The sequence below is a fragment of the Desulfovibrio sp. Huiquan2017 genome (assembly GCF_017351175.1).
Lineage (GTDB): Bacteria > Desulfobacterota > Desulfovibrionia > Desulfovibrionales > Desulfovibrionaceae > Pseudodesulfovibrio.
This window is the reverse complement of the sequence record NZ_JAFMPN010000015.1, coordinates 14573-39281: the sequence shown is the minus strand read 5'-3', so window position 1 is coordinate 39281 and position 24709 is coordinate 14573. Positions and strand designations below refer to the sequence as shown.

The window sequence follows — 24709 nt, the reverse complement described above, 5'->3', positions numbered from 1 at the left end:
TTCACTCCACCTCTTGCCTTTGTTTTTCTTTCATCCTACGACAATCGGAACGACAAGAGGACGATGTTTCACGTGAAACAACTCTGATCATCAACTGATTGTTTCACGTGAAACAAGCGACGGAGTCTCGAACGCACCGAATGCAGCTCGAAAGCGAGGGTCATGTGGCGAGAAAAATCGTGATTGCGAATCAAAAAGGCGGTGTGGGCAAGACCACCACCGCCATCAACCTGGCGGCCTCGCTGGCTGTGATGGAAAAACGTGTCCTGCTGGTGGACTGTGACCCTCAGGGAAACGCTTCCAGCGGCCTTGGTTTTTATCCGGGCGACAAACGCGAAAATGTCTACAGCGTACTTTTCGAACCGAAGAACATCGGCAAGGCCATCTGTCAGACGGGTGTGCCCTTCCTCGATATTCTGCCCGGGACACAAGATTTGGTCGGTGCGGAAATTGAATTGGTGGACAAGTTCGGCCGCGAATTCTACCTGCGCGAGCTCATTGAACAAGTGGATGCCGAATACGACTTTATTCTCATAGACTGCCCCCCTTCCCTCGGTCTGCTGACGGTCAACGCCCTGTGCGCGGCAAGTGAGTTGCTTGTGCCGTTGCAGTGCGAGTATTACGCATTGGAGGGTATTGCGCAGTTGCTCATGACCTACGAGTTGGTGCGCAAACGCCTCAACCCGGGGCTCGATATCCTCGGCGTGGTCCTGACCATGTATGATTCGAGAAACAGGTTGTCCTGGCAGGTGAAGAACGAGGTGCGCAAGGCGTTTCCCCAGCACCTGTTCGAGACGATCATTCCGAGGAACGTTCGGTTGTCCGAGGCCCCGAGCTTTGGTAAACCGGTGATCAATTACGATATCAAGTCGCGAGGCGCCGAGGCGTATCTTGCGCTGGCTCAGGAAGTGGAGCGCAGCGCCACGGCCGGGGCGTAGGGAAGGTCCTTTGACTGGAGCGCCGCCCCTGTGATGAGCGGGCGGCGCGGGTGCGAGCAGGCGGTGATCAGTACCGCCCTTCCTTGGTGGTTATCTTCTCCTCGCGATAGGGCGTGCATTCGGTGGAGATCTTGTCCTTGAAGTGCTTTTTGACCACCTTCGCCCGGCAATTCGCGCATTGGAAAGCGACCAGTCCGGCAAGGTTGGCGCTGGTCAGACGGAACCGGCGCGGATCGTCCTCGGACCAGTTCGCGGTCTGGTTGCCGCAGTTCTCGCAGGCCACGTCCATGTCCACGGGATATGGGAAATCCCAATATTGGGTCAGCAGTTCCCAATCGGACAACGGTTCTGGTTTTTCCTCGATCTCGGGGGCCTGGCTCACGCCGAGAGCGGCCATGACCTGGTCGCGGACCGAGGCCCAGGCCTCGGCGGTCAACAGGGCACCGAGAAGATTGCCGTCCTTGTCGTAGAGTTCGGTGAGAATATCGGACATGTTCGCTCCATTTGGTTTCATTGGGGCGTTATAGGCATTGAACCATTTTTGGGCAAGGATAGAATTCCAAGCGATACAGGAGTGATATATGACATCGATGAACAGGGGCCTGGGACGGGGATTGGACGCGTTGCTGGGCGGCGTGCGCGAGGACGAGAACGTCACGGCCGACGCCGCCGAGGTACGCCTCATCCCGGTTGGAGCCATCACCCCCAACCCGCACCAGCCCCGGCGCGAGTTCTCCGAGGAGGCGCTCAATGATCTGGCCGCCTCCATTGAGACGCGCGGCGTGCTCCAGCCTGTGCTGGTCCGCCCTCTCGGCGGCGGCAAGTATGAACTGGTGGCCGGCGAGCGCCGGCTGCGCGCCTCGAAAAAAGCCGGGCTTGAGGAAATCCCTTCCCTGGTTCGCGATATGACCGACCAGGAAAGCCTGGCCATCGCGCTCATCGAGAACCTGCAACGCGAAGACCTGAACGCCGTGGAAGAGGCGCTCGGCTATCAACGCCTTCAGCAGGAGTTCGGCCTGAGCCAGGAAGAATTGGCCCGTCAGGTGGGCAAGAGCCGTTCGGCCGTGGCCAACTCCCTGCGGTTGCTTAACCTGCCGGAAAGCGTGCGCCTCGATATTCAACAGAGTGTCTTGTCCGCCGGGCACGGTCGGGCGATCATGGCCGTGGGCGACCCCACTCCCCAGGCCGAATTGCACCGGCGCATTGCAGAGAACGGCCTGACCGTGCGTCAGGCGGAGGCCCAAGCCTCCTTTTTCAAGCAGAACGGCCGCCTGCCCGGTGCGGATGAAATCGGGACCGCGCCCTCCTCGCATTCCGCAAAATCCGAGCCCCGGCAACTCGACCCCAGGCTGGAAACCCTCCAGGGTGAGCTTTCCAACTTGTTGGGGCTTACGGTAAAAATCTCCGGTTCTCCGGAAAAAGGTAAGTTGACAGTGCGTTATGTAGCTGAAGACGATTTGCGGTCCGTTGTGGAAAAGCTCGGCGGCGAGTTTGCGTAAGGACGCGACCCGCCAATATGCGGTCCCGGGCGACCTCCATGAGCGTCAAATGATTTTGTGTGATCTCCATCCCGCGCTGCGTCTTTTGAAGAACGCCTGTGGGGCGTAATGGCTATTCGCATAAGACCCGAAGCAACAACATAAAAACATTGGTTGTTTACAACATGTCACATGAAATGATTTTGGAAGCCGTCAGCGCTCTCAAGGGCCACAAGGTCATGATCATAGGCGATCTCATGCTGGACCACTACCTCATGGGCGGCGTGGAACGCATATCGCCGGAAGCCCCCGTGCCGGTGGTCCAGGTAAAGGACGAATCCTTTTTCTTGGGCGGAGCGGGCAACGTGGCCCGGAACATCGCCGACCTGGGCGGCAAACCCCTGCTCATCGGGGCCGTAGGCACGGATCACAACGGCGAAATCCTGGAGAATCTGTGCGAGCATGCGGGCCTGAGCACTCGGCTTATCCAGGGCGGCGACCGCCCCACCACGGTCAAGACCCGGATCATCGCGCACAACCAGCAGGTCGTGCGCGTGGACCAGGAACGGGTGGGCTCCCTTTCCCCGGAGGAAATGAACACCCTCTTCGTCATTCTTCAGGAAAATCTGCCCGATTTTCCGGTGATCATTCTTTCCGATTACGGCAAGGGGTTTATTTCCAAGGAATTCATGGATCGCTTCATGCCGCTGGTCCAGGCCCGGTCCACTCCACCGCTGATCCTGGTGGACCCCAAAACCGTGAATTACGACCTCTACCGTGGCGTGGACCTGCTTACGCCCAACACCAAGGAAGCCAGCGAAGGCGCCAACCTGCCGGTTTCCGACCAGGCCTCCATCATCGCGGCGGGCCGTGCCCTCTTCAGGCGGCTCAACTGTCGCAATCTGCTCATTACCCTCGGACCCGACGGCATGGCCTTGTTCGAAGGGAACGACGCCATTAAACATATCCCGACATTCGCGCGCAAGGTCTTCGATGTCACCGGCGCAGGCGACACGGTCATCGCCACCACGGGCCTGGCCCTGGCCGCGGGCATGGACCTGCTCACCGCCTGCACCCTGGCCAACTACGCGGCAGGCGTGGTCGTGGCCCAAGTGGGCGCGGCCACGGCAACTCCCGGCGAGCTCCTGGAAACCATCAACGAGTTGCCGGAACCCCAGGTGACCTTCTGGACGGAATGACCAGCCGTAATTCCGGATGAAAAGCGGAGCGTAGTACAATGAAACAGTTTGATTTCATTACTGAAATTCCGACTCTTGGCAAGGCCAAAATCAAATCGCCACTCAGAAAGGCGCGGTTCGTGGACGGATCAAGCCCGACGAGCCTGATGCTCACCTCCGGCGAATTGACCGAATTGGACGCCGACGTTCTGCAAAAGGACTTCGAAAAGGCCGGGCCGCGCGAACACATCTACTTCGACGCCGCTAAGGCCCGTTGCGCCATAGTCACCTGCGGCGGCATCTGCCCGGGCATCAACGACGTCATCCGGGCCATCGTGCACGAGGCCCACTATCATTACGGCGTGCGCCACGTGCTCGGCATCACCAACGGCCTGCGCGGCTTCATTCCCAAGTACGGTTACGACATCCGGGAGCTTACCCCGGACGCGGTCTCGCACATACATCAGTTCGGCGGGACCATCCTCGGTTCGTCGCGTGGGCTCCAGGACCCCGTGGAGATCGTCGATTCCCTGGAGCGGCTGAACATCAACGTCCTGTTCGTCATCGGTGGCGATGGAGCCATGCGCGCGGCCAAATCCATCGTCAACGAGATCTCCCTGCGCAAACGGAACATCGCCGTCATCGGCATCCCCAAGACCATCGACAACGACATCAACTTCATCACCCGCTCCTTCGGCTTCGACACCGCCGTGGAAAAGGCCGCCGAGGTCATCCAGTGCGCCCATGTGGAGGCCACCGGCATGGACATGGGCGTGGGGCTGGTCAAGCTCATGGGCCGGGAAGCCGGTTTCATCGCGGCCCAGGCCACCCTGGCCATGCAGGAAGTCAACTTCCTCCTGGTCCCGGAACAGCCATTTGCCCTGACCGGGGAAGGCGGGCTGCTGCAAGCCGTGGAAACGCGCCTCAAGGAGCGCAAACACTCCATCATCGTCTGTGCCGAGGGCGCGGGCCAGGACCTGCTCGGTGGCGAGCCCGAACGGGACCCCTCGGGCAACCCGAAACTCGGTGACATATGCGGCCGTATCGTCTCCGAGCTTGAGGAATATGCCCGGGTCAAAAATTTCGAGGTTAACATCAAATTCATTGATCCCAGCTACTTGATACGATCTGTCCCGGCCAACGCGAGCGATCGGGTCTATTGCGGATTTCTTGGCCAGAATGCCGTGCATGCGGCCATGGCGGGCAAAACCGGCATGGTCGTGTCCCGCCTCAAATCAAGCATGGTTCACTTGCCCCTGGACCTCGTTGCCACCAAACGCCGTCACATCAACACCAGTTCCGATTGGTGGGCCTCCGTCATGGAAGCCACCGGCCAGCGTGATTTTTTGAAGTAGAGGTTGGATGCCTTTTGCTCCATCTCCTTTTCCCTCTTGGTTTTTTTGTACCGTTCGCGGGGAGGAAAAACGAAGAGGGAAAGAGGTTGGCGTGTGCGCGGTATCTGCGGAGAGCGGGAAAAGGCCTGAAGGGGCCGAAGTGGCTTCGGCCTGCCGACGGGTGGCTGTTTTGCGTCCTGTGGACTTTTGGTTGCGCGGAGGGCGACAACCACCATGTAAGGCCCAAAAAAAGAGCTATCTCCTTAACTTCCTGGAAAAATCAGGCGTTGAAAGCCGCTTCGCGGCGAAAATCAAAATGATTTCGTCTCCGGCGGGCAAGGACTCGCGCCCTTGCTTCCCGTTTTTGCGCTGCGGCGCGATCTTTTTTCCACTACGCGGCTTTTCGCTTATGGAAAGGGAGCTAACTATATAAGCAAAAAAAAAGGGCTCAAGGCCCCTTTTTTTCTTCCGGTATCGGAGAAAACTATTCGTTGACGGCGAGTTTGCGGCGAACTTGTTCGCCGACCTGTGCGCCAGCGGCTTCCTTTTCGGACTCCAGGGCCACGGCTAGGAGCTCGAAGAGTTGGTCGTAGCCGAATTCCAGGCTCAGGCTGCCGTTGGTGACGATGCAGCTTTCCTCGCCCTCCTCGACGCGGTAGGCGCGGCGTTCACGGGCATGCCCGATGGCGGAGATGATGCCGTAGGCAAGCTTTCCGTCTTCGGCCCGGTACAGCTTTTCCATGGTCAGCATACCGGTTCCGTCGTCAAAGTACATTTCTTCGCCAATAAGCTGGCCGGTAACCGCAAGGTCCTCGCCGAAATCATTCGGCAGGGTCACGTTCAGGATCGGGTCGCTCCCGTCATAACCGCCAACCGTTCTTCTCGACATGCCGCTCTCCTTAGTCCAGTGGGAGTTTGAATTGATCCGGACCGGCCTTCCGCTTGCGCGAAGGAGCCGCCGCCTTCATTCCACTCTCTAAAAATTCCATCAACGCTTGCTCGGGGACGCGCCATTGGCTTCCGATCTTGATGGCCTTGATTTCGCCGCTGGTGATCAGCCTGTAGGCCGTCCTCTGGTGAACCCGTAAATAGTCCGCAACTTCCCGCACGGTAAGCAGAGTCGGCGGCCTGGGTGCATCTGAGTTGTCCATAATGTCACAATTCGACCTATGATGTTCGTCTTTTGACATAGGGTGTCAAAGATTGTCAACAAAGTACAACGTTGTCCCATATTGTCTAGAATTGTTCTAGACATAACCCTATAAAGAAAGATTACAGGATGTTGTTGTTAATTAGGGAACACATAGCAGATTTCGCCGCAAAAAATAATGGGGAAAAAACACAATTTGGACATTTCCCGTTCCTGTACGGCTTGGTTGAATTAGCACGTTCGAAACACTGCCGTCAACGAGCTGTTAGCGTGACTTTATTTAAATAACGTATTATTACAATATGTTAAAAATAAGTGTGCTGTGTGGCGAAAAAGTGCGGCTATTGGATGCATCCTTTGAGGACGTATGCTGTATTGTGCGGATATGGGTGGGAAAACCCCGGAGCAGGGCCTGGCGGCCCAGGGAAAAAACGCCCTGGGATCGCTTGTGGTTGATTGCGGATGTCGAGGCGGGCTATTTTTTGATTTCATCCACGAGCATCAAGGTGTCGCCGTCCGGCTCCACCTCGTCGAGGAGAACCAGGGTGGCGTCGTCCAAGTCCGAAACGAGCTGTTCGTTCATTTGCATGAGGATGCGCCGGAAGTAGCGCCGGTCGGTGACGCTCAGGCGGGTGTTGACCACGGCTTGCAGGTCATCAATGGCCGCCGGGACCAGCTTGCGCAGGCTCGCTCCGGTTTCGGTCAGCAGGATGACGGACCGCCTGCGGTCTTTCCGGCTGCGCTCGCGGGTCAGGAAGCCATCCCGCTCCATCCGCTTGAGCGTGTTGGACAATGTGGCCTGTTCCACGTCGAGGCAGGCGTGGAGCTCCTTCTGGGTGATGCCGTCCCCTTCCCACAGGCGGAACAAGACTTCCAGATAGCCGGGCCGCACCCCATGGGGATCGAGCCGCTTGGACAAGGCCTTGGCATACAGCCGGTTAAACCGGGATATGGCCGGGAAGAACCGATACTCCGCATTTTCGTCCATAACTTCCCCCGATATTGCAACTTGATGTCGATTTTTAGATAGCATGCTGTCTTTCGTCTCGCAAGTCGGGACCGTGCATGGATTCTCCTTTACCGTCGCGCCCTGCCGGTATAGGTTGCCAAAGCCGGTCCGAGGCCCTGCGGGGGGGCGGGCCGTAATAATCGAGGAATAAAATGAAGTTGATGAAGCGTTGGCGCGCACAAGGCGGGTATCGGGAGGCCCTGGTCATCGGGTTGCCCCTGGTCGTCAGTATGATCTCCAACACGGTCATGACCTTTACGGACCGCATTTTTCTGGGCAACTACTCTCTGGAGGCCTTGGGCGCGTCGTTGCCGGCCAATGTCATGGCCTTTTTGTTTCTGTCCTTTTTCATGGGCGTGTCTGAATACGTCAACGTGTTCATCGCCCAGTATACCGGCGCGTGCCGTCCCGCGGATGTGGGCCGCGCCCTGTGGGTGGGCATCTGGTTCTGTGTGCCCGCCGGGTTGCTGCTCGCTTCCCTGGCTTTCTTGGCCGAGCCCTTGTTCAGTTTGGGGGGGCACCCCGAGTCCATTCGGCGGCTGGAAGTCATCTATTTCCAGATCCTGACCGTGGGCAGCCTGCCCAGCCTGTTGGGCCTGTGCCTGTCGAACTTCTTTGCCGGACGGGGCCTGACCAAGCCGGTCATGCTCATCAGTCTGGGGTCGATCTTCATCAACATCCCGCTGGATTACTGTCTGATCAACGGCATCGGTCCCTTTCCGGAAATGGGCATCGCCGGAGCGGGTCTGGCCACGGTCATCGGTTTCATCGCGCCTCTGATCGTCTACATACTGCTCATCTTCACCCGCAAGAACGAGGTCCTTTTCAAGGTCCGGTCCGCCTGGCGGTTCGATCGCGCCCTCTTTGCCCGGTTCCTGCATTTCGGCCTGCCCGGTGGGGTCCAGTTTTTCCTGGATATGTTCGCCATCTCCTTTTTTGTCTTCATCGTCGGGCGGTTCGGGCCGGTGGAGCTGGCCGCCACCAGCGCGGTTTTCTCCATTTACAACCTGGCCTTCCTGCCGACCATCGGCCTGCATGTGGCGGCCAGCATCATGGCCGGCCAGGCCATGGGCGACAGGAACCCCGACCGGGCGGCCTTCTGCACCCATTCGGTCCTGCATCTGGCCCTGGCCTACATGGGGGTCATGGCTGTGGTCTTCTGGCTCCTGCCGGAGCCTCTGCTGAACCTGTTCCGGGCCCGGGGCGCGGCCGGGGTCAATTTCGACGCGGTCCTCAAGATGGGCGAAGTGCTCATGCGCTACAGTGCGGTGTTCACGCTACTGGATGCCGTGGCCATCATCTATATGGGGGGCCTCAAGGGCGCGGGCGACACCCGGTTCATCATGTTCGTCATGGGCACCTCCTCCATCGTCTGCCTTGTCATTCCCCTGATGATCATTAACTGGCTGGGCATCGTCAGCATCCACGGACCGTGGCTGTTCCTGCTCGTCTACGTGGTGATTTTGGCAGCCACGTTTGCGTTCCGGTTCACCAAGGGGCCCTGGCGGCGCATAGACCTCCTGGGCCGCGAAAGCCTGAAATGAGTTGAACCGGGCTGTCGTGTGGGCTATCTTCCAGTATGAGCCTTGAACATCTCGCTTCCCTCGTTGCCGCTCGCGCTGGCGACGTCGGCTGCGCGGTCGTGGCCCTGTCCGGCGGCGTGGACAGCGGCCTTGCGGCCGCCGCAGCGCATCTCGCCCTCGGGGACCGGGCCGTGGCCTGCACCGTGGTCAGCGAATTGACCCCGGAGCGGGACCTGCGGCGCGCCGAGTGGGTGGCCGCGCACATCGGCATCGAGCACCGCGTCATCCAAGTCTCGGCCCTGGCCGTTCCCGGGGTTCAACACAATCGAGCCGACCGGTGCTACCATTGCAAATGTCTTGTTTTCCGGACCATACGGGATGCCTTCGGGGCTGACTGCCTGCTTCTGGACGGGACCAACGCGGACGACGATCCGAAGCGTCCCGGGCTCAAGGCCGTGGCTGAGTTCAACGTCTATTCGGTCCTGCTGGCGGCCGGGCTCGGCAAGGCCGAGATCCGGGGACTGGCGCGCGAGGCGGAGTTGCCCAACTGGGATGCGCCGTCCGAAAGCTGCCTGGCCACCCGAATCCCCATGGGCACGGCCTTGACCGCCGACGGGCTCGGCCGGGTGAACGCTTTGGAATCCTACCTCCATGCCATCGGCGTGGAGACCGTGCGGGCGCGGTCCGATAATCTGATGGCAACCGTGGAGTATATTCCACAATATGCAGAAATAATAATGGAAAATCGTGATAAAGTCGTGGCGTTGGCGCACAGGATCGGGCTGGAATCATGCACCTTCAAGGAGTGGAGGGAATGAGTCTGGACCGCCTGCTCGACGATTTTGAGGCCGGACAGATTTCGCGGGACGCGTTGAAGAAGGAATTGCTCAGGCAATCCTTCATTGAGACCGGCTGCGCCAAGATTGACCAGTTTCGCCAATTGCGCACCGGCGGACCCGAAGTGGTTTATTGCGCGGGCAAGACGCCCGATCAGGTGGCTTCGATCTTTGATCACCTTAACCGCCACAACGGAAGAGCCCTCGGGACCAAGGCCGATCAGGCCCACTTCGAAGCCGTTCGTGCGGTGGCGGATGCCCGCTTCGACCCGGTGTCCGGGCTGCTGTCCGTCGGGGAGGCCCCGGCAGCTCCGGCTGGCAAGGTGGTGGTCGTCTCGGCGGGCACGTCCGACCTGTCCGTGGCCGAGGAGGCAGCGGGCACGGCCGAGTTCCTGGGCAGCCGGGTGGACCGGCACTTCGATTGCGGGGTGGCGGGCATCCACAGGCTTTTTTCGGTCATGGACGAGCTTAACAAGGCTTCGGTCATCATCGCCGTGGCGGGCATGGAGGGGGCGCTGCCCTCGGTCATCGGGGGCATGGCCATGCCTCCCATCCTCGCCGTGCCTACCAGTGTGGGCTACGGGGCGAGCTTTCAGGGACTGGCCGCCCTGCTGACCATGATGAATTCCTGCGCGCCGGGCATCGGGGTGCTCAACATCGACAACGGCTTCGGCGCGGGCTATCTCGCCCACAAGATCAACGTGTTGGCCATCGGCGAACGAAATCCATAAGGACTTATGAACACTATTTATCTTGATTGCTCCACGGGCGTGAGCGGGGATATGCTCCTCTCGGCCCTGAGCCAGGCCCTGGAGGAATGGCGCGGCCCCGGCAGCGGATTTGATTTTCTGGAACGGGAGCTGGCCCGGCTCGGACTGGACGGCTTCGGGCTCCGGTGGACGGAAAAACGCATCGCGGGCATCCGGACCATGCATGTGGATGTACTCCAAACCCGGGAACAGCCCCTGCGCCACTACACCGACCTCTGTCGGATCATCGAGGCGAGCGGGCTGGCTGGCCGGGCCGGGGCGCGCTCGGTCGAGGCCTTGCGGCTGCTCGGGCAGGCCGAGGCCAAGGTCCACGGCGTGGATCTGGAGCAGGTTCACTTCCATGAGATAGGCGCTGTGGATACTCTTGCTGATATTTGCGGTTCCATGCTTTTGCTGGAGGCCCTGGAGGCCGAAAAAGTGGTCTGCAGCCCCGTGGACCTTGGGTCCGGTTTCGTGACTTGTGCTCATGGTAAAATGTCAGTTCCCGCACCGGCTTGTGCGGAACTTGCCAAGGGGTTGACCACCTTCGGCTCCGACTGTTCCATGGAGCGGGCCACCCCCACGGGCCTGGCTATTTTGCGGACTGTTGCGGATAGCTTTGGTTCCCTGCCCCTGGGCTCCCTGCTCGGCGTGGGGTACGGCTCGGGCGGGCGGTCCTCGGACGAGCAGCCCACCTATGTCCGGGCCATGGTCTTGGAGAAGGTTGCGGTGGAATAGCCGCCGCAGGGAGCGTGATCGTGCGTGATGACATCCGGGTGATCATAGCCAGATATCGCGAGGATGTGTCCTGGGCCACCGGCCTGGGATGCGCTCACGTGGTCTACGACAAGGGCGGCGACCTCGGCCCCGAGGCCCGTCCATTGCCGAACATCGGGCGCGAAGCCCATACCTATTTCACCCACATCGTCAACGAGTACGAGACCCTCGCACCCCTGAACGTCTTCTTGCAGGGAGACCCGTTTGATCACCTGGATGATCGCGGCCGGACCTCGGTGGAAACCTTGCGGAAGAGCCTGGAGGACGTTGCGGATCGGGGCATGCCCTTCAAGGGGCTGGCCTGGTTCAAGCTCCGCTGCGACCGGCTGGGCCGTCCCCACGACCTGCGCAAGCCCGAGAACGAGGGGCGCTGGCCCGGTTGGGGCCGGGACATTCCGGTGGGCGAGCTGTTCGAGCGCCTGTTCGGCGTGCCCATGCCGGACGAGATCCTCTGCCGCGCGCCCACGGGCAACTTCTGCGTCACCGGCGAGCGCATCCGCACCCGGCCCCGGGCGTTTTACGCCTATTGTCTGCGGCTCATAGAGGACGACCCTCGGGATGAACGCAATACCGGCCATGCCTTCGAACGGCTGTGGCAACACATCTTCAACGGCAACACGGCCTGGAATCGGGACCGGTACGAGTAGCGGAGGGTCGCATGCTGCCGTTGAACCTGACCATCGCCGTCTCCTCCCTCTCGGCCCACAAGCTGCGTGCCGTGCTGGCCATGCTCGGGGTATTTTTGGGCGCATTGGCCTTTACCGGGGTGCAGCACGTATCCAAGATCATGGTCCGCCAGGCCGAGATCGAGACGGAAAAACTCGGGCCCAATCTGTATGCGGTCCTGGCCGGCTCGGTCCGCTTCACCAGGGGCGGGGCCATGCGCGTCAACGGCAATGCGCGCACTTTCGTCCTGGCCGACGCCAAGGCGCTGATGGATTCCGTGCCCTCGGTCCTGGCCGGAACACCCTTCGTCACCTCGACCATGGCCGTGCGCGGCAACGGCAACGCGGTCAACGCCCAGATCCTGGGCTGCTGGCCCAATTATCAGGACATCCGGAGTTTCCGGCCGGATGCGGGCCGCTTCTTTACATGGAATGAAATGGATGCCCGGGCCAAGGTCTGCGTGCTCGGGCGCAAGATCGCCCAGCGGCTGTTCGGCCGTCCCGAACTGGCCGTGGGTCATAAAATCTATATGTTTCGGGCCAGCTTCCGGGTCCTCGGGGTCATGGAGGAAAAGGGGCGCGACGTGTCCGGCACGGACCAGGACGAGATCCTGCTCATGCCGCTGACCACCTACATGCGCCGGGCCAGCAATCAGCGCTGGCTTTCCGGGGTCTATCTGCGTCTGGACAAGGACGCCGGGCTGGCCCAGGTCAACGACGCGGTCAACGCGGTCATGCGCGAACGGCATCGCATCGATCCGGGCGAAAAGGACGACTTCAGCTCCATGTCCGCAGCCGACGCCATCAAATTGCAACGCCAGGCCCTGGACCTGATGACCACGCTCGGCGGGATCACCTCGACCATTTCGTTCGCCGTGGGCGGGCTCGGCATTCTGTCCATCATGATCCTGGTGGTCCGCTCCCGGCGGGTGGAGATTGGCGTGCGCAGGGCCGTGGGGGGCCGCAGGCGGGACATCGTCCGCCAGTTCCTGTTCGAGTCCGGACTCATGGCGGCGGTGGGCGGCGGATTGGGCGTGGCCGTGACCGTGCTCCTGGTCTTGGTGAGTTGCACCCTGGCCGGACTTCCGATCATTCTAGACCCCGCCAGCCTGGCCGTCACCCTGGCCGGGTCCTGCCTGCTGGGCGTGCTCGCCGGGGCCTACCCCGCCTGGCAGGCCGCCAACATCGAGATTCTCGACGTACTTAAGTCATGATTGGTCTTTAAATGATATCGGGTTGTTGAAAGATATATAGCCTGCAATCAATCAGTGCTTGGCCGTGGTCGCCATCCCAATTGGCGGCCGCATCCGGCGGGCACTTGGTTGTTGTTCCGCACCCGCTTGACGACGCGCTCATGAACGCTTTAATGAACATGTTCAGAGAATGAACGTGTTCAATTTTGACCGGGGAGGGACGATGGCGAGCGTATCGTTGCGCGAGCGACACAAGGCCGAGACGCGGCGGCGGATTCAAGAAGCGGCCCGGACTCTTATCGCGGAAAAGGGCTTCGAGGGCGCGACCATGCGCGGCCTGGCCTCGGCGGCCGGGGTGGGTGTCGGCACCATCGCCTTGCATTTTCAGGACAAAACTTCTCTGCTCTTCTCCGCGTTTTTCGAGGACATCAGTGAGATATCCCGTCGGGCTGTCGAGACCGCGCCCCGGGACGGAGACATCAGGGAACAATTCCGGCACATGCTCCGCACAATGTATGGTTACTACGGCGAGAACACGCTGTTCCTGCGTTCCGTGGTCAAGGAGGCGCTGTTCGCCGACGGCGAATGGAAGGCGCGCTTCGACGGACTGATGCAGGAGATTCTCGGCCGGGTGGCCGAGCAGGTGGAGGCGCGCAAGACGACCGGCGAGGTCCGCCGGGACGTGTCCGGCCTCCGGGTGGCACGGGTCTGCTGGTCCCTGTATGCGGCAGGCCTCATTGACGGGCTGAATCACGACCGGTTTGATGTGGACGGCCAGGTGGCCGGGGTCATGGAATTGGTGGACGTGGTCCTGGGCGGGGTTCTCGCCGGGGGGCGGCCATGAACCGGCGCGAACTTGGACGGCTGCCGGGCCTGGCCGGGTTTTTGGACGGTGCGGACCATGTGGACGTGCATACCATGGACGGTTGCGGCACGGTCCTGGAATTGGCTGCGGGCATCCTTTCCTATCGCCCTGCCTGGATGGAGGCCCTGTGGCGTATGCGTGTGGGGTTGCTTCGGGTGTTGGGCCAGGGTCGGCGCGCGGTGCCGGACCGGGCGCGGTTGACCGCCAAAACCCTGCCGTGCACCCCCGGCGCGCGTGTCGGTATATTCACCGTGGTCCGCACGGACCGCGAGACGCATTGGATCACTACGGGCCGGGAGTCCCACTTGGAAGCGGCCATGGCCGTTTGCGCGGAACCCCTTCCGGGCGGGCGCAACCGGTTCCACGTCGTCACCATAGTCCATTATCACAACCGGGCCGGCGCCGTGTATTTCAATCTCATCCGGCCTTTCCACCACCTTGTGGTCCATGCGGCCATGCGATCGGTCTTGGGCCGGGACGGCGGCTAGATCCGGCGGGCCCTATTGTCACATGAACGGTGTTTACAAAGTAAACACCATTTGCTAGGGGCGGGCATGAGCACCAGAAAACGACGGGAGCGGGACCGGGAAGCCATGCGGCGGCGCATCCTGGATGCAGCCAAGCAGCTTTTCTTGCGCGAGGGATTCGACAACGTGTCCATGCGCCGGATCGCTTCCAGAATCGAGTACAGCCCGGCCGCATTGTATCGCTATTTCAAGAATAAGCGGGAGATCTTATCCGTGCTGCGCGAGGAGGGATTCGTCCGCCTCGTGGCCCAGCAGGAGGCGTCCCGGCAGGCCTGTCCCGATCCCCTGGAGCGATTGCGCACGGGCATGACCAAGTACATCCGCTTCGCCCTTGCGGAGCCGGACCGTTACCAGCTCATGTTCAGCTTCGATTGCGGTCAGGTGGACATGCAGGGGGAATGGGCGGCCAGTTCCATCCGGTCCTTCCGGAACTTCCGGGCGACGGTGGCCGAATGCGTGGACACGGGCCGGTTCGGCGAGGTGGACGTGACCGCCCTGGTCTTCGGCCTCTGGTCCCAGCTTCACGGGCTGGTCCATCTCATGGCCACAGGCCAGGTGGCGGCCCTGAGCCAAGGCGCCGACATTGACCGGCTGGTGGCCGAAATTATCGAATTCAGCCTGCGTCCGGGGGCCGGGCCGGGAAAATCGCAGCCGCGATAGAAGGCGAAAGAGCATGAAATGGATTTGCGCGACATTCACGGCCCTGCTGCTGGCCCTGGCCTTGACGGCCTGCGGCGATGATCGGCTCGGTCATGCGGACGAAGGCGGGACGATGGTGCCGGGCAGCGCCCTGGCCGAGACCGCCCGGGCCGAGGTGCCAACCCCGGTCCCGGACAAGCCCGCGCACGGCGAGACATTCACCGCCCGGTCCGCGGACCGGCGGTCCTCCCTGACCGGATTCACCCGCGCCCGCAGCGCCATGAGCCTGGTGGCCGAGGAGTCCGGCCGGGTGGTCAAGGTTCAGGCCGACGTGGGCGATGCGCTCGGCCGGACCGGCCTGTTCGCGGAGCTGGATACGACCTTCATCAGGCTGGACCTGGCCGCCAATCGCGCGGACCAGGAACGGCTCAAGAGCGACCTGGACTATAACCGCAAGGAGATGGACCGCTACAAGGCGTTGGTCAAGACCGACACCGCGCCCCAGTCCACCCTGGACGCCAACGTCCGCGCCCATCAGGCCGCCCTGCAGCAACTGCGCGCCAAGCAGGTGGAGGAGCAAGTCCTGCTCGAACGGCTCAAGCGCTTTTCTCTGGTGGGCCCTCCCGGCTGGAAGGTCATCGCCCGGGACATCGAGCCCGGCGAATGGGTGACCAAGGGCGAGACCGTGGCCGAACTCGGGCGTTACGACATCCTGCTCGTGCCCTTCGCCTTGACCAGCGAGGAATACCGCGCCCTCAAGGCCTTGGGGAACACGGTCGTCCTGCGCCTGACCGATCTGGGCGGCACGGTGGCGGCCCGCGTGGCCCGCGTTTCACCGGGTTTCGATCCGGCCACGCGCAAGATCAACGTGGACCTGGAGATCGTCGAGGGTGATTTCGAGTTCCGGGGCGGCGTCCGCACCGAACTGGGCCTGGTCCTGCCCGATCCCGGCGGGGCCGTGGTCGTGCCCGAGTCCGCCCTGGTCAAGGCCTATGAGGAATACTTCCTGGTGCCCCCCGGGGGCGATCGGGTGCGGGTGGTCCTGCTCGGCTCGGCGGGCGACGGGCTGCGCCGCGTGTCCGGGCCGGACGTGCATCCCGGCGACGTCTTCCTGCTCCACCCCTAACCGCCGCGAGACGAGCCATGCACGAGAAGGATACGCCCGCCCGGGCCCTCATCCGGTTCACCCTGGGTCAGAAGGTCTTCGTCAACCTCATGTTCGTCCTGCTCATGGTGGTCGGCGTATTCTGCGTTCTGGACCTGCCCGTGGAACGCTATCCGGACGTGCGCATGGGCAAGGTGGTTATCTCGGCCTTCCTGCCCGGGGCCAGCCCGGACGAGGTGGAGACCCTGGTCACGCGCAAGATCGAGGACGCGTTGGAAGACCTGGAAAACGTGGAGTTCATCCGCTCCCGTTCCTTCCGGCAGCGCTGCTCCATCATGGTCAAGTTCCTGGACGACACCAACTACGACAAACTGTATGACGAACTGCGCTTCAAGGTGTTGTCCATACAAAACGACCTGCCCGACGACATGGACCCGCCGAATTTCACGGTTATCCGCGTGTCCGAGTGGCTGCCGGTCCTGTCCGTGAACCTCCTGGGAGAGCGCTCCAACCGGGCGCTCAGCCTTATGGCCGACGAGCTGAAGCTGCCGTTGCAAGCCATTCCGGGCGTCAAGGAGGTCCAGATCAGCGGCGAATACACCCGCGAATTCCACGTGGCCCTGGACCCGGTCAAGATGATGCGCCTGGGGGTGACCTTCGATCAGGTGGGACAGGCTCTCCAGGGTGCCAACGTATCGGTTCCGGCAGGCGATTTCATCAGTGAATCCGGGGAATATGTCATCGTGGCGGACCAGAGGTTCCGCTCCCGGGACGAGGTGGCCCGGACCATCGTCCGGCGCGACCTGGACGGCTCCTTCGTCACCGTGGGCGACGTGCTGAGTTCGGCGGGCATGGACTACCGCGACCCGTTCGTGGTTTCGTCCGTCAACGGCCGGGACGCGGTCTCGGTCAAGGTCCTCAAATCGCCCGAGGGCAACTCCCTGGACATCGGGGCGGCCGTGGAAAAAGTCTTGGCCGAGTACAAGCCCGTGCTCGACAAGGAGGGCGTCCGCGCGGTCGTCACCCAGGATCAGCGCGTCCCCATCCGCGAGAACATCAACACGCTCGGCTCCAACCTGCTGGTCGGCATCGCCCTGGTCTGCGGCTGCATCTGGCTGGTCATGGGTTTCCGCAACGCCATGCTGACCACCGTTGGCGTACCCTTCTCCTTTCTGGTGACCATGATCATCATGTGGATCACCGGCAATTCCATCAACGAGATCACCCTGTTTTCCTTTGTCCTGGTCAGCGGCATCATCGTGGACGACGCCATTGTGGTGGTCGAGAACATCTATCGCCACGCGCAGGACGGCAAGGGGCTCAAGGAGGCCGTGGTGGAGGGCGCGAGCGAGGTCTTCCTGCCCGTGGTGGCGGCCACCTCCACCACCGTGGCCGCGTTCATGCCCATGCTGATCATGACCGGGTCCACCGGCGAGTTCTTCGCCCTGGTCCCCAAGGCCGTGTCCTTCGCCATCATTGCCTCGCTGGTCGAATGCCTGGCCATCCTGCCCCTGCACTTCCTGGACTGGCCCGGTGCGGACAAGCTCGGGGAGCAGGCCGCCGACCAGCTTCAGGCCCGCGATCCGAAGTTCATGTACTGGTTGAAAAAGGTCACCGACGGGCTTTTGCAGCGGACGCTGCGGCACCGCTGGAAGACCCTGGCCCTGGTCGCCACCGCCTTTCTCCTGTCCCTGTTCATGCTTGGGGTCTCGGTCACCGGGGTCATGCCCCTGCTGCGCATCAAGTTCTTCCCGGACGAATACACCCTCTACTACGTATCCATGGAAGGTCCCGTGGGCACGGACGTCTACACCGCCTCCGCAAAGGCCAAGGAGGTGTCCCGGGCCCTCATGGCCCTGGGCCCCGGGACCACCAAGTCCTGCTCCGGCCTGGGCGGCATGGACATCAACGAGGACTACGAGAATATTTTCGGTCCCAACCGGGCCATCGTCATCGTGGAGTTGCCCCGCCAGGGCGAACAGGCCTTCGTGGACAACCCGGATAACGACCCGCAACGGTTGCTGGACGTGGTCCGCGGCAGGCTCGAATCCCTGGCCGTGAACGGGTGGCGGCTGCGCGTCTGGCCCGAACAGGGCGGCCCGCCTGCGGGCAAGGATGTCAACATCCGTGTGCTCGGGCCGGACCAGGATGCGGTCATGGCCCTCAAGAATCGGATTTTCGATTGGATCCACAACAACAAACGGCTGGCGCCGCACCTGGAGGACCTGGCCACGGACACGGGCACGGACAACCGGGTCTTCCGGTTCATGCCCGTCCCGAGCCTGGTGGCCGAGTACGGGTTGACCCCGGCCCAGGTGATCGCCCTGGCGGGCGGAATCCTGGACGGCCGGTTCGTGGGCAAGTTCAGGACCGCCGACGAGGATGTGGACCTGCGCATGAAGATCGACAAGCGGTTCATGGCCAGGCCCGAGGATGCACTGGATATCCCCATCCTGCAGAACGACACCGGCCCGGTGCGCGTGGGCGATCTGGCCGAGGTGCGCACCTACCGCGAGCCCGGTCAGCTCAACCGCTTCCAGGGCCAACGGGCCGTGACCCTGACCGCCAACATCCGCGAGGGCGCGCCGGTCAGCGCGCCCAGCGTGGTTCACGACGTGCGGGCCTACTACCGGACCATCCAGGACGACTATCCCGGTGCGACCCTGAGCTTCGCCGGGGAATACGAGTCCACGGGACGGTCCTTCACCTCGCTCATGTACGCCTTCTGCATCGCCCTGCTGGTCATGTACACCATCCTTGCCTGCCAGTTCCAATCCTATGTCCAGCCCGCCATCATCCTGTCCGCCGTGGCGTTCGCTCTGATCGGCGTGGTTTTCGGCACCTTCCTGACCCGCTCCCTGTTCACGGTGAACAGCTTCATCGCCACCGTGGGCGTGGCCGGGGTTGTGGTCAACGACTCCCTGGTGCTGCTCGACTTCATCAACCGCCTTTACGCCAAGGGCTACGGGCGCATGGAAGCCATCCGCGAGGCCGTGCGCGTGCGGCTGCGGCCCATCCTGCTGACCACCCTGACCACCACCCTGGGCCTGCTGCCCATGGCGCTCGGCATCCCCTACTACTCCGTGGTCTGGGGGACCATGGCCACGACCTTTGTCACCGGCCTGTGCGTGGCCACGGGCATGACGCTACTGGTCATGCCTTTGCTCTGGGACCTGGTCGCTCGGCGCAGGGAGCGAAAGGACCGCAAGCGCGCGGCAAAACGGCGGCGACGGGGTGCGGCAACGGAGTCTGCCCCATTCTAGATAAAGTCTGGATTAATTCTGGAAAAGAGCGGCGCAGCCGGGAATAATGAGCATTTTTTCTCCCGGTTGCGCCGAAAACGACGTACTTGATCGACCGGTCAGCGGCACAGGGCGTCGAGGAATGCGCTTTCCAGGGCAGGGTTCGCGCTGACCCACCAGACCAGATCGTCCGAGCACCAGATCAGGTGCACTTGGCCCATGCCGGTGAAGCGGTACACGGCCATTCCCCGGTAGTCCCTCCGCGACGGGCGGCCGAAAGGCGATTGGGGATTTTCGAACATCTTGTGAACCATGAGTCCGGTCTGACGGCGCGCCTCCATTCCGGACGAGACGCGCGACACCCACGCCTCGGCGGGCCGTCCGCCCTCCTCCGCGTAGCGGGCGATGGCGCTGGCCTCGGCCGGGAGGGATTTGCCGTGCAGCCGGTCCACCTCGGCATGAGCCTCGGCTCCGGTGACGAGCCGCACGCGCTCAAGCGGCCCCACGGACGCGGGAAACAGCCCGGTGAGGTCGTCGGCGGCGGCCGGGACCGGAACGGCCAGGAGAAGCACACAGAGGAGAATCAGGCTGAGGCGGCGCATCTAGCGGACCTCCGTCTTCGGGGGGACGGCGGTGCCGACGGTGCGTATTCGATTTGCGATGCGGCAGGCAGCCTCTTCCGCATTGATCTCCGAGACATCGATTTTCGGCCACGGCATGGAGGCATACAATGGGAGGCGCTCCAGGCTGCGAGGGATGACATCTTCACTTCTCGTCCCGTTGGCAACATCCATCATAATGCGCCGCTTGAGTGCTTCGGGCGTGCAAACCAGCGAGAATACATGCACTTGAACGTCAGCTAACGGCAAGGCATCGAGCAGTCCGGTGATTATATCGGATTGGTGCATCACCCACCCCAGAATAATGTTTCCGATCTCCGGGTTTGCGAGATACTGGCGCAAGACGAAGATGATGTTTGCCCGCACCATTGCGATGTTTCGCGGGGTGGCCGACCACGGTTTCATCATCCAGCACCAGTCCCCGTCCAGGTATGCCGCCGGTTGAAGAATGTCCAAAAGCCGTTGGCAAGTTGCGGATTTGCCAACCCCCATGGGGCCGTTTACAAAGATCAAATTTCTTGAAGAAGGCATTCGTTTTGTCTCATCCCGTGATTTTTTCGCGCCATCGGGCACCCGGACGCGGATGACGGCGAGAGGCGTCGGGTGGCCCTGTGGATTTTCGAGACGCGGCTGACCCGTGCGACCCGTGCGGTCCAGGGCGCGAGAGCGTCTAGGGGGCACCTTGGGACGCAGGATCGTCCTTGGGCGCGGCCTTGGCCTTGCTCCGCTTCGTGCCGAGCCTGCCCATGTCCACGCTGAAGATTGCGCCGTCGCGCCGGACCGTGAAGACCAGCGGCTCGTCCGCGTCGTGCGCTTTGGTCCCGGCCATGTGCAGGCTGAATAGTCCGTGCAGCGGGATGGCGCAGGCTTCGAGGAGCAGATCGCCCGGCCGCAGACCGGCCCGGTCCGCGCGCGAACCTCGCGACACGGATTCCACCAGAATGCCGTCGGCCTGGGCGGACAGGATCATGCCCATGCGCGAACGGTAGGTATCCGGCGCATAGAAGAACAGGTCCCCTGCCTCGGAGTCGAACTCCCCGCCGCGCCACGGCATGATGGTCAGGATGCGCGCCGCCGGGTCGAACCAGCGGATGCGCTTGGCGATGCCCCAACCGTACTCCACGTGTCCGGCCCCGGCCACCACCAGTACGGGCCAGTCATACTGCTTGCGCAGCCTGACGGCCTCCTCGGCCATCTTGGAGTCCCAGATGGACTGGACCAGGTAGAACCGTTCGCGCTCCTTTGTGTCCTTGGGATCTTTGCCCTTGTGCATGGCCATGACCGAGTCGAGGAAGGCGCGTTGGTCCGTGGCCGGGGGGACGATCTCTTTCGGCAACCACGCCCGGTCCGCGTCGCTCAATCCGTCCAACCCTTCCTTGGTAATCGTGCGGACCACCCCGGACGGCACGTTCAGTCCGGCCACGGGCACGCCGTTGCGCTCGGCAATGGCGAAGAGACCGCGGAACAGGCCGAAGTCGTATCCCCAGTTCTTGGCCCAATCCAACTCTCCGGGCAATGCCTCCAGGGACACCTGGCCCTTGCAAAAATCATCCAGCTCCTGCTGCCGGTCCACGCCGACCATTTCCAGCCCCAGGGACAGGCCGTCACCATTATTCGATAAGGTATCGAGCAGTTGCTGTTGCACCTCGTGATCCACCGGATTGCGGTGCCCTTCGCCGATGAGAATGTAGTCGTAGCCCTGCGCCAGGCCCTTCACGTCGTTCAGGGAGAGCGGCGCGCCGTAGGCGGAGATGAAGTCGCCCTTTTGCGGCAAAAAGGTCACGGACAGGGAGGGGGTTCCGACCGCGTCGGCCCGCATGCCGGGCGCATTCCTGGCGCAAGCCCCCAAGGTCAGAAGCAGGCCGGGCAGGCACAGCCACAGGGCCCGGGTCCACGCGCTTCGTACTCCGTTCTCGATCATGAAAACCTCATTGTTTGTCGAATTCAGCATACCAAACGGCCATGGGCAGACCGTTGGCGTCCCGCTCCACCGGCTCGGGCAGGGAGTGCAGCCGTCCCGCGCCCTGCCGTCCGCTCACGGCCAGCATCAGGGCGTCGAATACGTCGTCCCCGGCCACCTTCGAGGCGGAATGGTACTCCCGCACTCGATCCAGCAGCCCGCGCACGTCCGGCACGAACCGCTGCAGGATTTCATACCGCTCCACCACGCCCGGCACGTCCCGCTTGGGGTAGGCCAGGGGGTGTCCGGCCGCCATGGCGAAGCACAGCTCCGGGTGTGATTCGAACATCTTTTCCACAGCCTCTGGATGGGCGGTCAAAAATGAATCGACTTCGGCAATCTTTTTCATAATACCTAAAGATTGCTCGGATAGAGACTTACCGGATGCTTTCCGATTGATGGCCTTTGCCGCTGCTTTGGACCTGGCATGGAGCGCCTCGCGGGCGGGCGTATTGAACACACTGTTCCTTCTCGGACCGAGCCGTTCCCGGAGCAGTTTTTCCGCCGTGCGGTTCGCGTCGTCAGCCAGACCTATGGGGATGTCCACGAGCACGCTTCGCGCGTCCCGGTGTTCGGCCCACAGGTCGGCGAACAGGGGATAGACACCCACGCCCCACCGGTCGTCCTCCACCCAGGCCGCGCACCATCCGGCCTTGCATCCGTCCACGCCCACGAATTTCATACCAGCACCTATACGCGCCCCCGGCAGTGCCCGCAACCAACTGCAACGGGCCGCACAGGGCGCGGGCAGCCACAAAGATTTCGGCGATACGCCCGTCGCCTTTGCCTTTCATTTGCCGGGCAACTGCCGAGGGAATCCTGGACCACTTCTTGACGCCAAAGCCCGCACGGCGAAGCCGTTTTGCAACGACCTTGGCGTGTTGGCAAATCCTGTATTGTTTCGGTTTGGGGCCGGACAGGGAGGCCCTGTTCGCGCCCAGTCCCAGACTTAGGGATTTCACGGGAATCTCCTCCCTCAAGTTCGGGGCGGCGTCCTGGGACAGAGTGACCCCACGGGGCCGCCTATAGCGCGAATGGGCCACACAACAACCAACGCAGGACAAATCAATGTTCGTTTCCCATAGAAGGAAACACCCTGAGGATCCATCCAATAAAGGGCGCCATCACCCAGGCTTGTTCGTCCGGCGTATAAAGCGGTTGCCGTGGGGCAATTTCGACAACGGCAGATTCCTAGGGGCCTGTCGTTTGCTCGGTGGGGTGCTGTGCTTCAGCAGCGTTCATACGTTGAGACTTCGTCAAGACTTATGAGCGCGCCTGAGTGCGTGTCGCGTCCTATATAATACTAACTTAACTCGTTATGCATTGAGCATATCACGCCAGAAAATGCTTAAGCATGTTTTGAAGGAGTATTTATGATAAAAAAGCTTAGAAGATTCCCTTCTAAGCTTTTTCCCGTGGAATCTGGAGTATGAATAATGATCGGATGCGGTATCTCGTAATATCTAATTAACATTGCACCCTTAGCTTGAGGCGGCGCACCCTACTGCCTCAGTGTTTAATACCGGTCAAAATCACTGGTCTCCGGTAAAGCGGATGGTTCAGCCATGACAATCTCAGGGTTGTTCGTGTCTTCTTTGGTTTGCCCAAAATTTTCGAGTTCTCTAAATGCTCTCGATAAGTTTTCAGCAATGGCGTTTGACTCTTGGGCGACCACGCTGACCGTCTGAATAGCTTGATTAATCTGCTCAATTCCGGTCTTTTGTTCCAGAATTGATGCGTTGATCTCGCTAACGAGCTCTACGGTCTCCTGGATGTTGGGGACAAGTTCTCTCAACTTATTACCCGCTTCTTCGGATACGCTTTTGGTTGACTTGGTGAGTTCTTCTATTTCATTGGCAGCAATTTGGCTTTTCTCAGCAAGGGATCTTACTTCTCCCGCTACGACGGCAAAGCCTTTTCCGCTTTCCCCCGCTCTGGCGGCTTCGATTGCCGCGTTCAAAGCCAATAAATTGGTTTGACGGGCTATTTCCTGTATCAGTCCAACTTTATTAACAATGTCCTGAACAGCACTGATGGAGTTTTCAAGGTTTGCTCGCGTTTCATCAGCTTGGTCAGCTACTCCATTTGTTTTCGTTTTAGTCTGTTGGGAATTTTGAAAGCTTGTTTCAATTGAGGCGAAGATTTCTTCGACCGATGAGCTCACTTCCTCTGTGGAAGCAGCCAAGCTGGTCGATCCTTCATTCAACTCGCGGAGCAATCTGTTCACATCGGTGCTCATTTTGGTCTTCAGTTCGCGAAACTGCACCTTATCTGTGATGTCGGTAACGACTTCGACGTGCCCCATCTCCTTGCCGCGTAGGCTGTATAAATAATTAGTGTTGACGCGGAAATTCATTCCAAATTGGTCAAAGAACGTTTCACCCTTGTTTTTTCGCAGGCAATGCACGCCGCAATCTTCAGTATTGCAAATCTTAGCACCCCAAGTCGAACAGTGCTTCCCTAACATGTTAGCTCTTTTAACGTTGAGCATGCCTTCAACGGGCTTGTTGATGAACGTCCAGTTCATATTGGGGTCGGTAATGGAAAGCGGTTGCTCCATCAAATCAAGGATTTGGCTGAACCAGTTGTGAGTTTCGAGAAAATAGTAGGTCATGTAGCCAGCAACCAGCAGGAATGACGCCAATATTATGGCTAGTGAAGTGAATATTTCAATTGATCCGCTTGCAAGGAGGTACTGCGCTTCCGCAACGGAAGCACAGAAGATGATAGACAATATGACTGAAATGAGAACGAATTTCCTTTTAGTCATGGAGCCTCCTGATTGCTTAGGTCTATATTCTATCGCATAGGGGATTGAAGGGGGCTATTATAATGCGTGTCGCTTTTTTCCCAACTGCAATTGGCCGTCTCCGTTTTAAACCAGTCGCGAAATTGAAATATGGTTCAATGGAATTTTCAGA

Annotated in this window: 24 protein-coding genes; 15 read left to right on the top strand and 9 right to left on the bottom strand. The window is 61.0% G+C overall.

The window, feature by feature from the left end; genetic code table 11:
- The first annotated feature begins 164 nt into the window (after positions 1-164).
- Positions 165-938 carry a ParA family protein gene (locus J0909_RS13725; RefSeq protein ID WP_207263695.1) on the top strand — a complete coding sequence of 258 codons (774 nt, stop codon included), beginning with the start codon at positions 165-167 and terminating at the stop codon, positions 936-938.
- Positions 939-1005: 67 nt separating this feature from the next.
- On the opposite strand, the gene J0909_RS13720 is transcribed toward J0909_RS13725, so the two are convergent.
- Positions 1006-1431, bottom strand: coding sequence for a hypothetical protein (locus J0909_RS13720; RefSeq protein ID WP_207263693.1), 426 nt, complete (start codon positions 1429-1431; stop codon positions 1006-1008).
- An 88-nt stretch (positions 1432-1519) separates the two neighbouring features.
- On the opposite strand from J0909_RS13720, the gene J0909_RS13715 reads away from it, so the two are divergent.
- The 3 genes from J0909_RS13715 (at position 1520) to J0909_RS13705 (ending at position 4949) form a co-directional block, all read left to right on the top strand.
- The gene (locus tag J0909_RS13715) at positions 1520-2437 is read left to right on the top strand and encodes a ParB/RepB/Spo0J family partition protein (protein WP_207263691.1); all 918 of its coding nucleotides are present in this window, start codon (positions 1520-1522) and stop codon (positions 2435-2437) included.
- Positions 2438-2601: 164 nt separating this feature from the next.
- Positions 2602-3615: a D-glycero-beta-D-manno-heptose-7-phosphate kinase gene (rfaE1, locus tag J0909_RS13710; RefSeq protein WP_207263689.1), complete on the top strand. Its 1014-nt coding sequence runs from the start codon at positions 2602-2604 to the stop codon at positions 3613-3615.
- 38 nt (positions 3616-3653) lie between these two features.
- Positions 3654-4949: an ATP-dependent 6-phosphofructokinase gene (locus J0909_RS13705; RefSeq protein ID WP_207263687.1), complete on the top strand. Its 1296-nt coding sequence runs from the start codon at positions 3654-3656 to the stop codon at positions 4947-4949.
- A 463-nt stretch (positions 4950-5412) separates the two neighbouring features.
- On the opposite strand, the gene J0909_RS13700 is transcribed toward J0909_RS13705, so the two are convergent.
- From J0909_RS13700 to J0909_RS13690, 3 genes are all read right to left on the bottom strand, one after another.
- Positions 5413-5817 (bottom strand): hypothetical protein, encoded by a 405-nt coding sequence (locus tag J0909_RS13700; protein ID WP_207263685.1) that lies wholly within the window; start codon positions 5815-5817, stop codon positions 5413-5415.
- 10 nt (positions 5818-5827) lie between these two features.
- The gene (locus J0909_RS13695; protein ID WP_207263683.1) at positions 5828-6079 is read right to left on the bottom strand and encodes a helix-turn-helix domain-containing protein; all 252 of its coding nucleotides are present in this window, start codon (positions 6077-6079) and stop codon (positions 5828-5830) included.
- A 474-nt stretch (positions 6080-6553) separates the two neighbouring features.
- Positions 6554-7066 (bottom strand): MarR family winged helix-turn-helix transcriptional regulator, encoded by a 513-nt coding sequence (locus J0909_RS13690; RefSeq protein ID WP_286182027.1) that lies wholly within the window; start codon positions 7064-7066, stop codon positions 6554-6556.
- Positions 7067-7239: 173 nt separating this feature from the next.
- Between J0909_RS13690 and J0909_RS13685 the strand changes: the two genes are divergently transcribed.
- From J0909_RS13685 to J0909_RS13635, 11 genes are all read left to right on the top strand, one after another.
- Positions 7240-8631 (top strand): MATE family efflux transporter, encoded by a 1392-nt coding sequence (locus J0909_RS13685; RefSeq protein WP_207263680.1) that lies wholly within the window; start codon positions 7240-7242, stop codon positions 8629-8631.
- A 35-nt stretch (positions 8632-8666) separates the two neighbouring features.
- Positions 8667-9428 (top strand): ATP-dependent sacrificial sulfur transferase LarE, encoded by a 762-nt coding sequence (larE, locus tag J0909_RS13680; protein WP_207263679.1) that lies wholly within the window; start codon positions 8667-8669, stop codon positions 9426-9428.
- Complete coding sequence (larB, locus tag J0909_RS13675) at positions 9425-10177, top strand: nickel pincer cofactor biosynthesis protein LarB (RefSeq protein WP_207263678.1); 753 nt, start codon at positions 9425-9427, stop codon at positions 10175-10177. Before larE ends, larB begins: the two co-directional genes overlap by 4 nt.
- A 6-nt stretch (positions 10178-10183) precedes the next feature.
- The gene (gene larC, locus J0909_RS13670; RefSeq protein ID WP_207263677.1) at positions 10184-10933 is read left to right on the top strand and encodes a nickel pincer cofactor biosynthesis protein LarC; all 750 of its coding nucleotides are present in this window, start codon (positions 10184-10186) and stop codon (positions 10931-10933) included.
- 20 nt (positions 10934-10953) lie between these two features.
- Positions 10954-11619, top strand: coding sequence for a DUF3431 domain-containing protein (locus J0909_RS13665; RefSeq protein ID WP_207263676.1), 666 nt, complete (start codon positions 10954-10956; stop codon positions 11617-11619).
- 11 nt (positions 11620-11630) lie between these two features.
- Entirely contained in the window at positions 11631-12851 is a 1221-nt protein-coding gene (locus J0909_RS13660; protein ID WP_207263675.1) for an ABC transporter permease, read from the top strand.
- Positions 12852-13053: 202 nt separating this feature from the next.
- The gene (locus J0909_RS13655) at positions 13054-13674 is read left to right on the top strand and encodes a TetR/AcrR family transcriptional regulator (RefSeq protein ID WP_207263674.1); all 621 of its coding nucleotides are present in this window, start codon (positions 13054-13056) and stop codon (positions 13672-13674) included.
- Positions 13671-14183 (top strand): DUF2867 domain-containing protein, encoded by a 513-nt coding sequence (locus tag J0909_RS13650; protein WP_207263672.1) that lies wholly within the window; start codon positions 13671-13673, stop codon positions 14181-14183. The genes J0909_RS13655 and J0909_RS13650 overlap by 4 nt, the downstream gene beginning before the upstream one ends.
- Before the next feature lie 66 nt (positions 14184-14249).
- A complete protein-coding gene (locus J0909_RS13645; RefSeq protein WP_207263671.1) occupies positions 14250-14882 on the top strand; it encodes a TetR/AcrR family transcriptional regulator in 633 nt (210 codons plus the stop codon).
- Positions 14883-14895: 13 nt separating this feature from the next.
- Positions 14896-15987, top strand: coding sequence for an efflux RND transporter periplasmic adaptor subunit (locus J0909_RS13640; RefSeq protein WP_207263670.1), 1092 nt, complete (start codon positions 14896-14898; stop codon positions 15985-15987).
- A 17-nt stretch (positions 15988-16004) separates the two neighbouring features.
- The gene (locus tag J0909_RS13635) at positions 16005-19229 is read left to right on the top strand and encodes an efflux RND transporter permease subunit (RefSeq protein WP_207263669.1); all 3225 of its coding nucleotides are present in this window, start codon (positions 16005-16007) and stop codon (positions 19227-19229) included.
- 98 nt (positions 19230-19327) lie between these two features.
- On the opposite strand, the gene J0909_RS13630 is transcribed toward J0909_RS13635, so the two are convergent.
- The 5 genes from J0909_RS13630 to J0909_RS13610 all read right to left on the bottom strand — a co-directional run bounded on the left by J0909_RS13630 (position 19328) and on the right by J0909_RS13610 (position 24558).
- Positions 19328-19810, bottom strand: coding sequence for a hypothetical protein (locus J0909_RS13630; RefSeq protein ID WP_207263668.1), 483 nt, complete (start codon positions 19808-19810; stop codon positions 19328-19330).
- Complete coding sequence (locus J0909_RS13625; protein ID WP_207263667.1) at positions 19811-20359, bottom strand: ATP-binding protein; 549 nt, start codon at positions 20357-20359, stop codon at positions 19811-19813.
- A gap of 139 nt (positions 20360-20498) precedes the next feature.
- A complete protein-coding gene (locus J0909_RS13620; protein WP_207263666.1) occupies positions 20499-21749 on the bottom strand; it encodes a ChaN family lipoprotein in 1251 nt (416 codons plus the stop codon).
- 7 nt (positions 21750-21756) lie between these two features.
- Positions 21757-22470, bottom strand: coding sequence for a DUF429 domain-containing protein (locus J0909_RS13615; protein ID WP_207263665.1), 714 nt, complete (start codon positions 22468-22470; stop codon positions 21757-21759).
- An 834-nt stretch (positions 22471-23304) separates the two neighbouring features.
- Positions 23305-24558 carry a PAS domain-containing methyl-accepting chemotaxis protein gene (locus tag J0909_RS13610; protein ID WP_207263663.1) on the bottom strand — a complete coding sequence of 418 codons (1254 nt, stop codon included), beginning with the start codon at positions 24556-24558 and terminating at the stop codon, positions 23305-23307.
- Between the last annotated feature and the right edge of the window lie 151 nt (positions 24559-24709).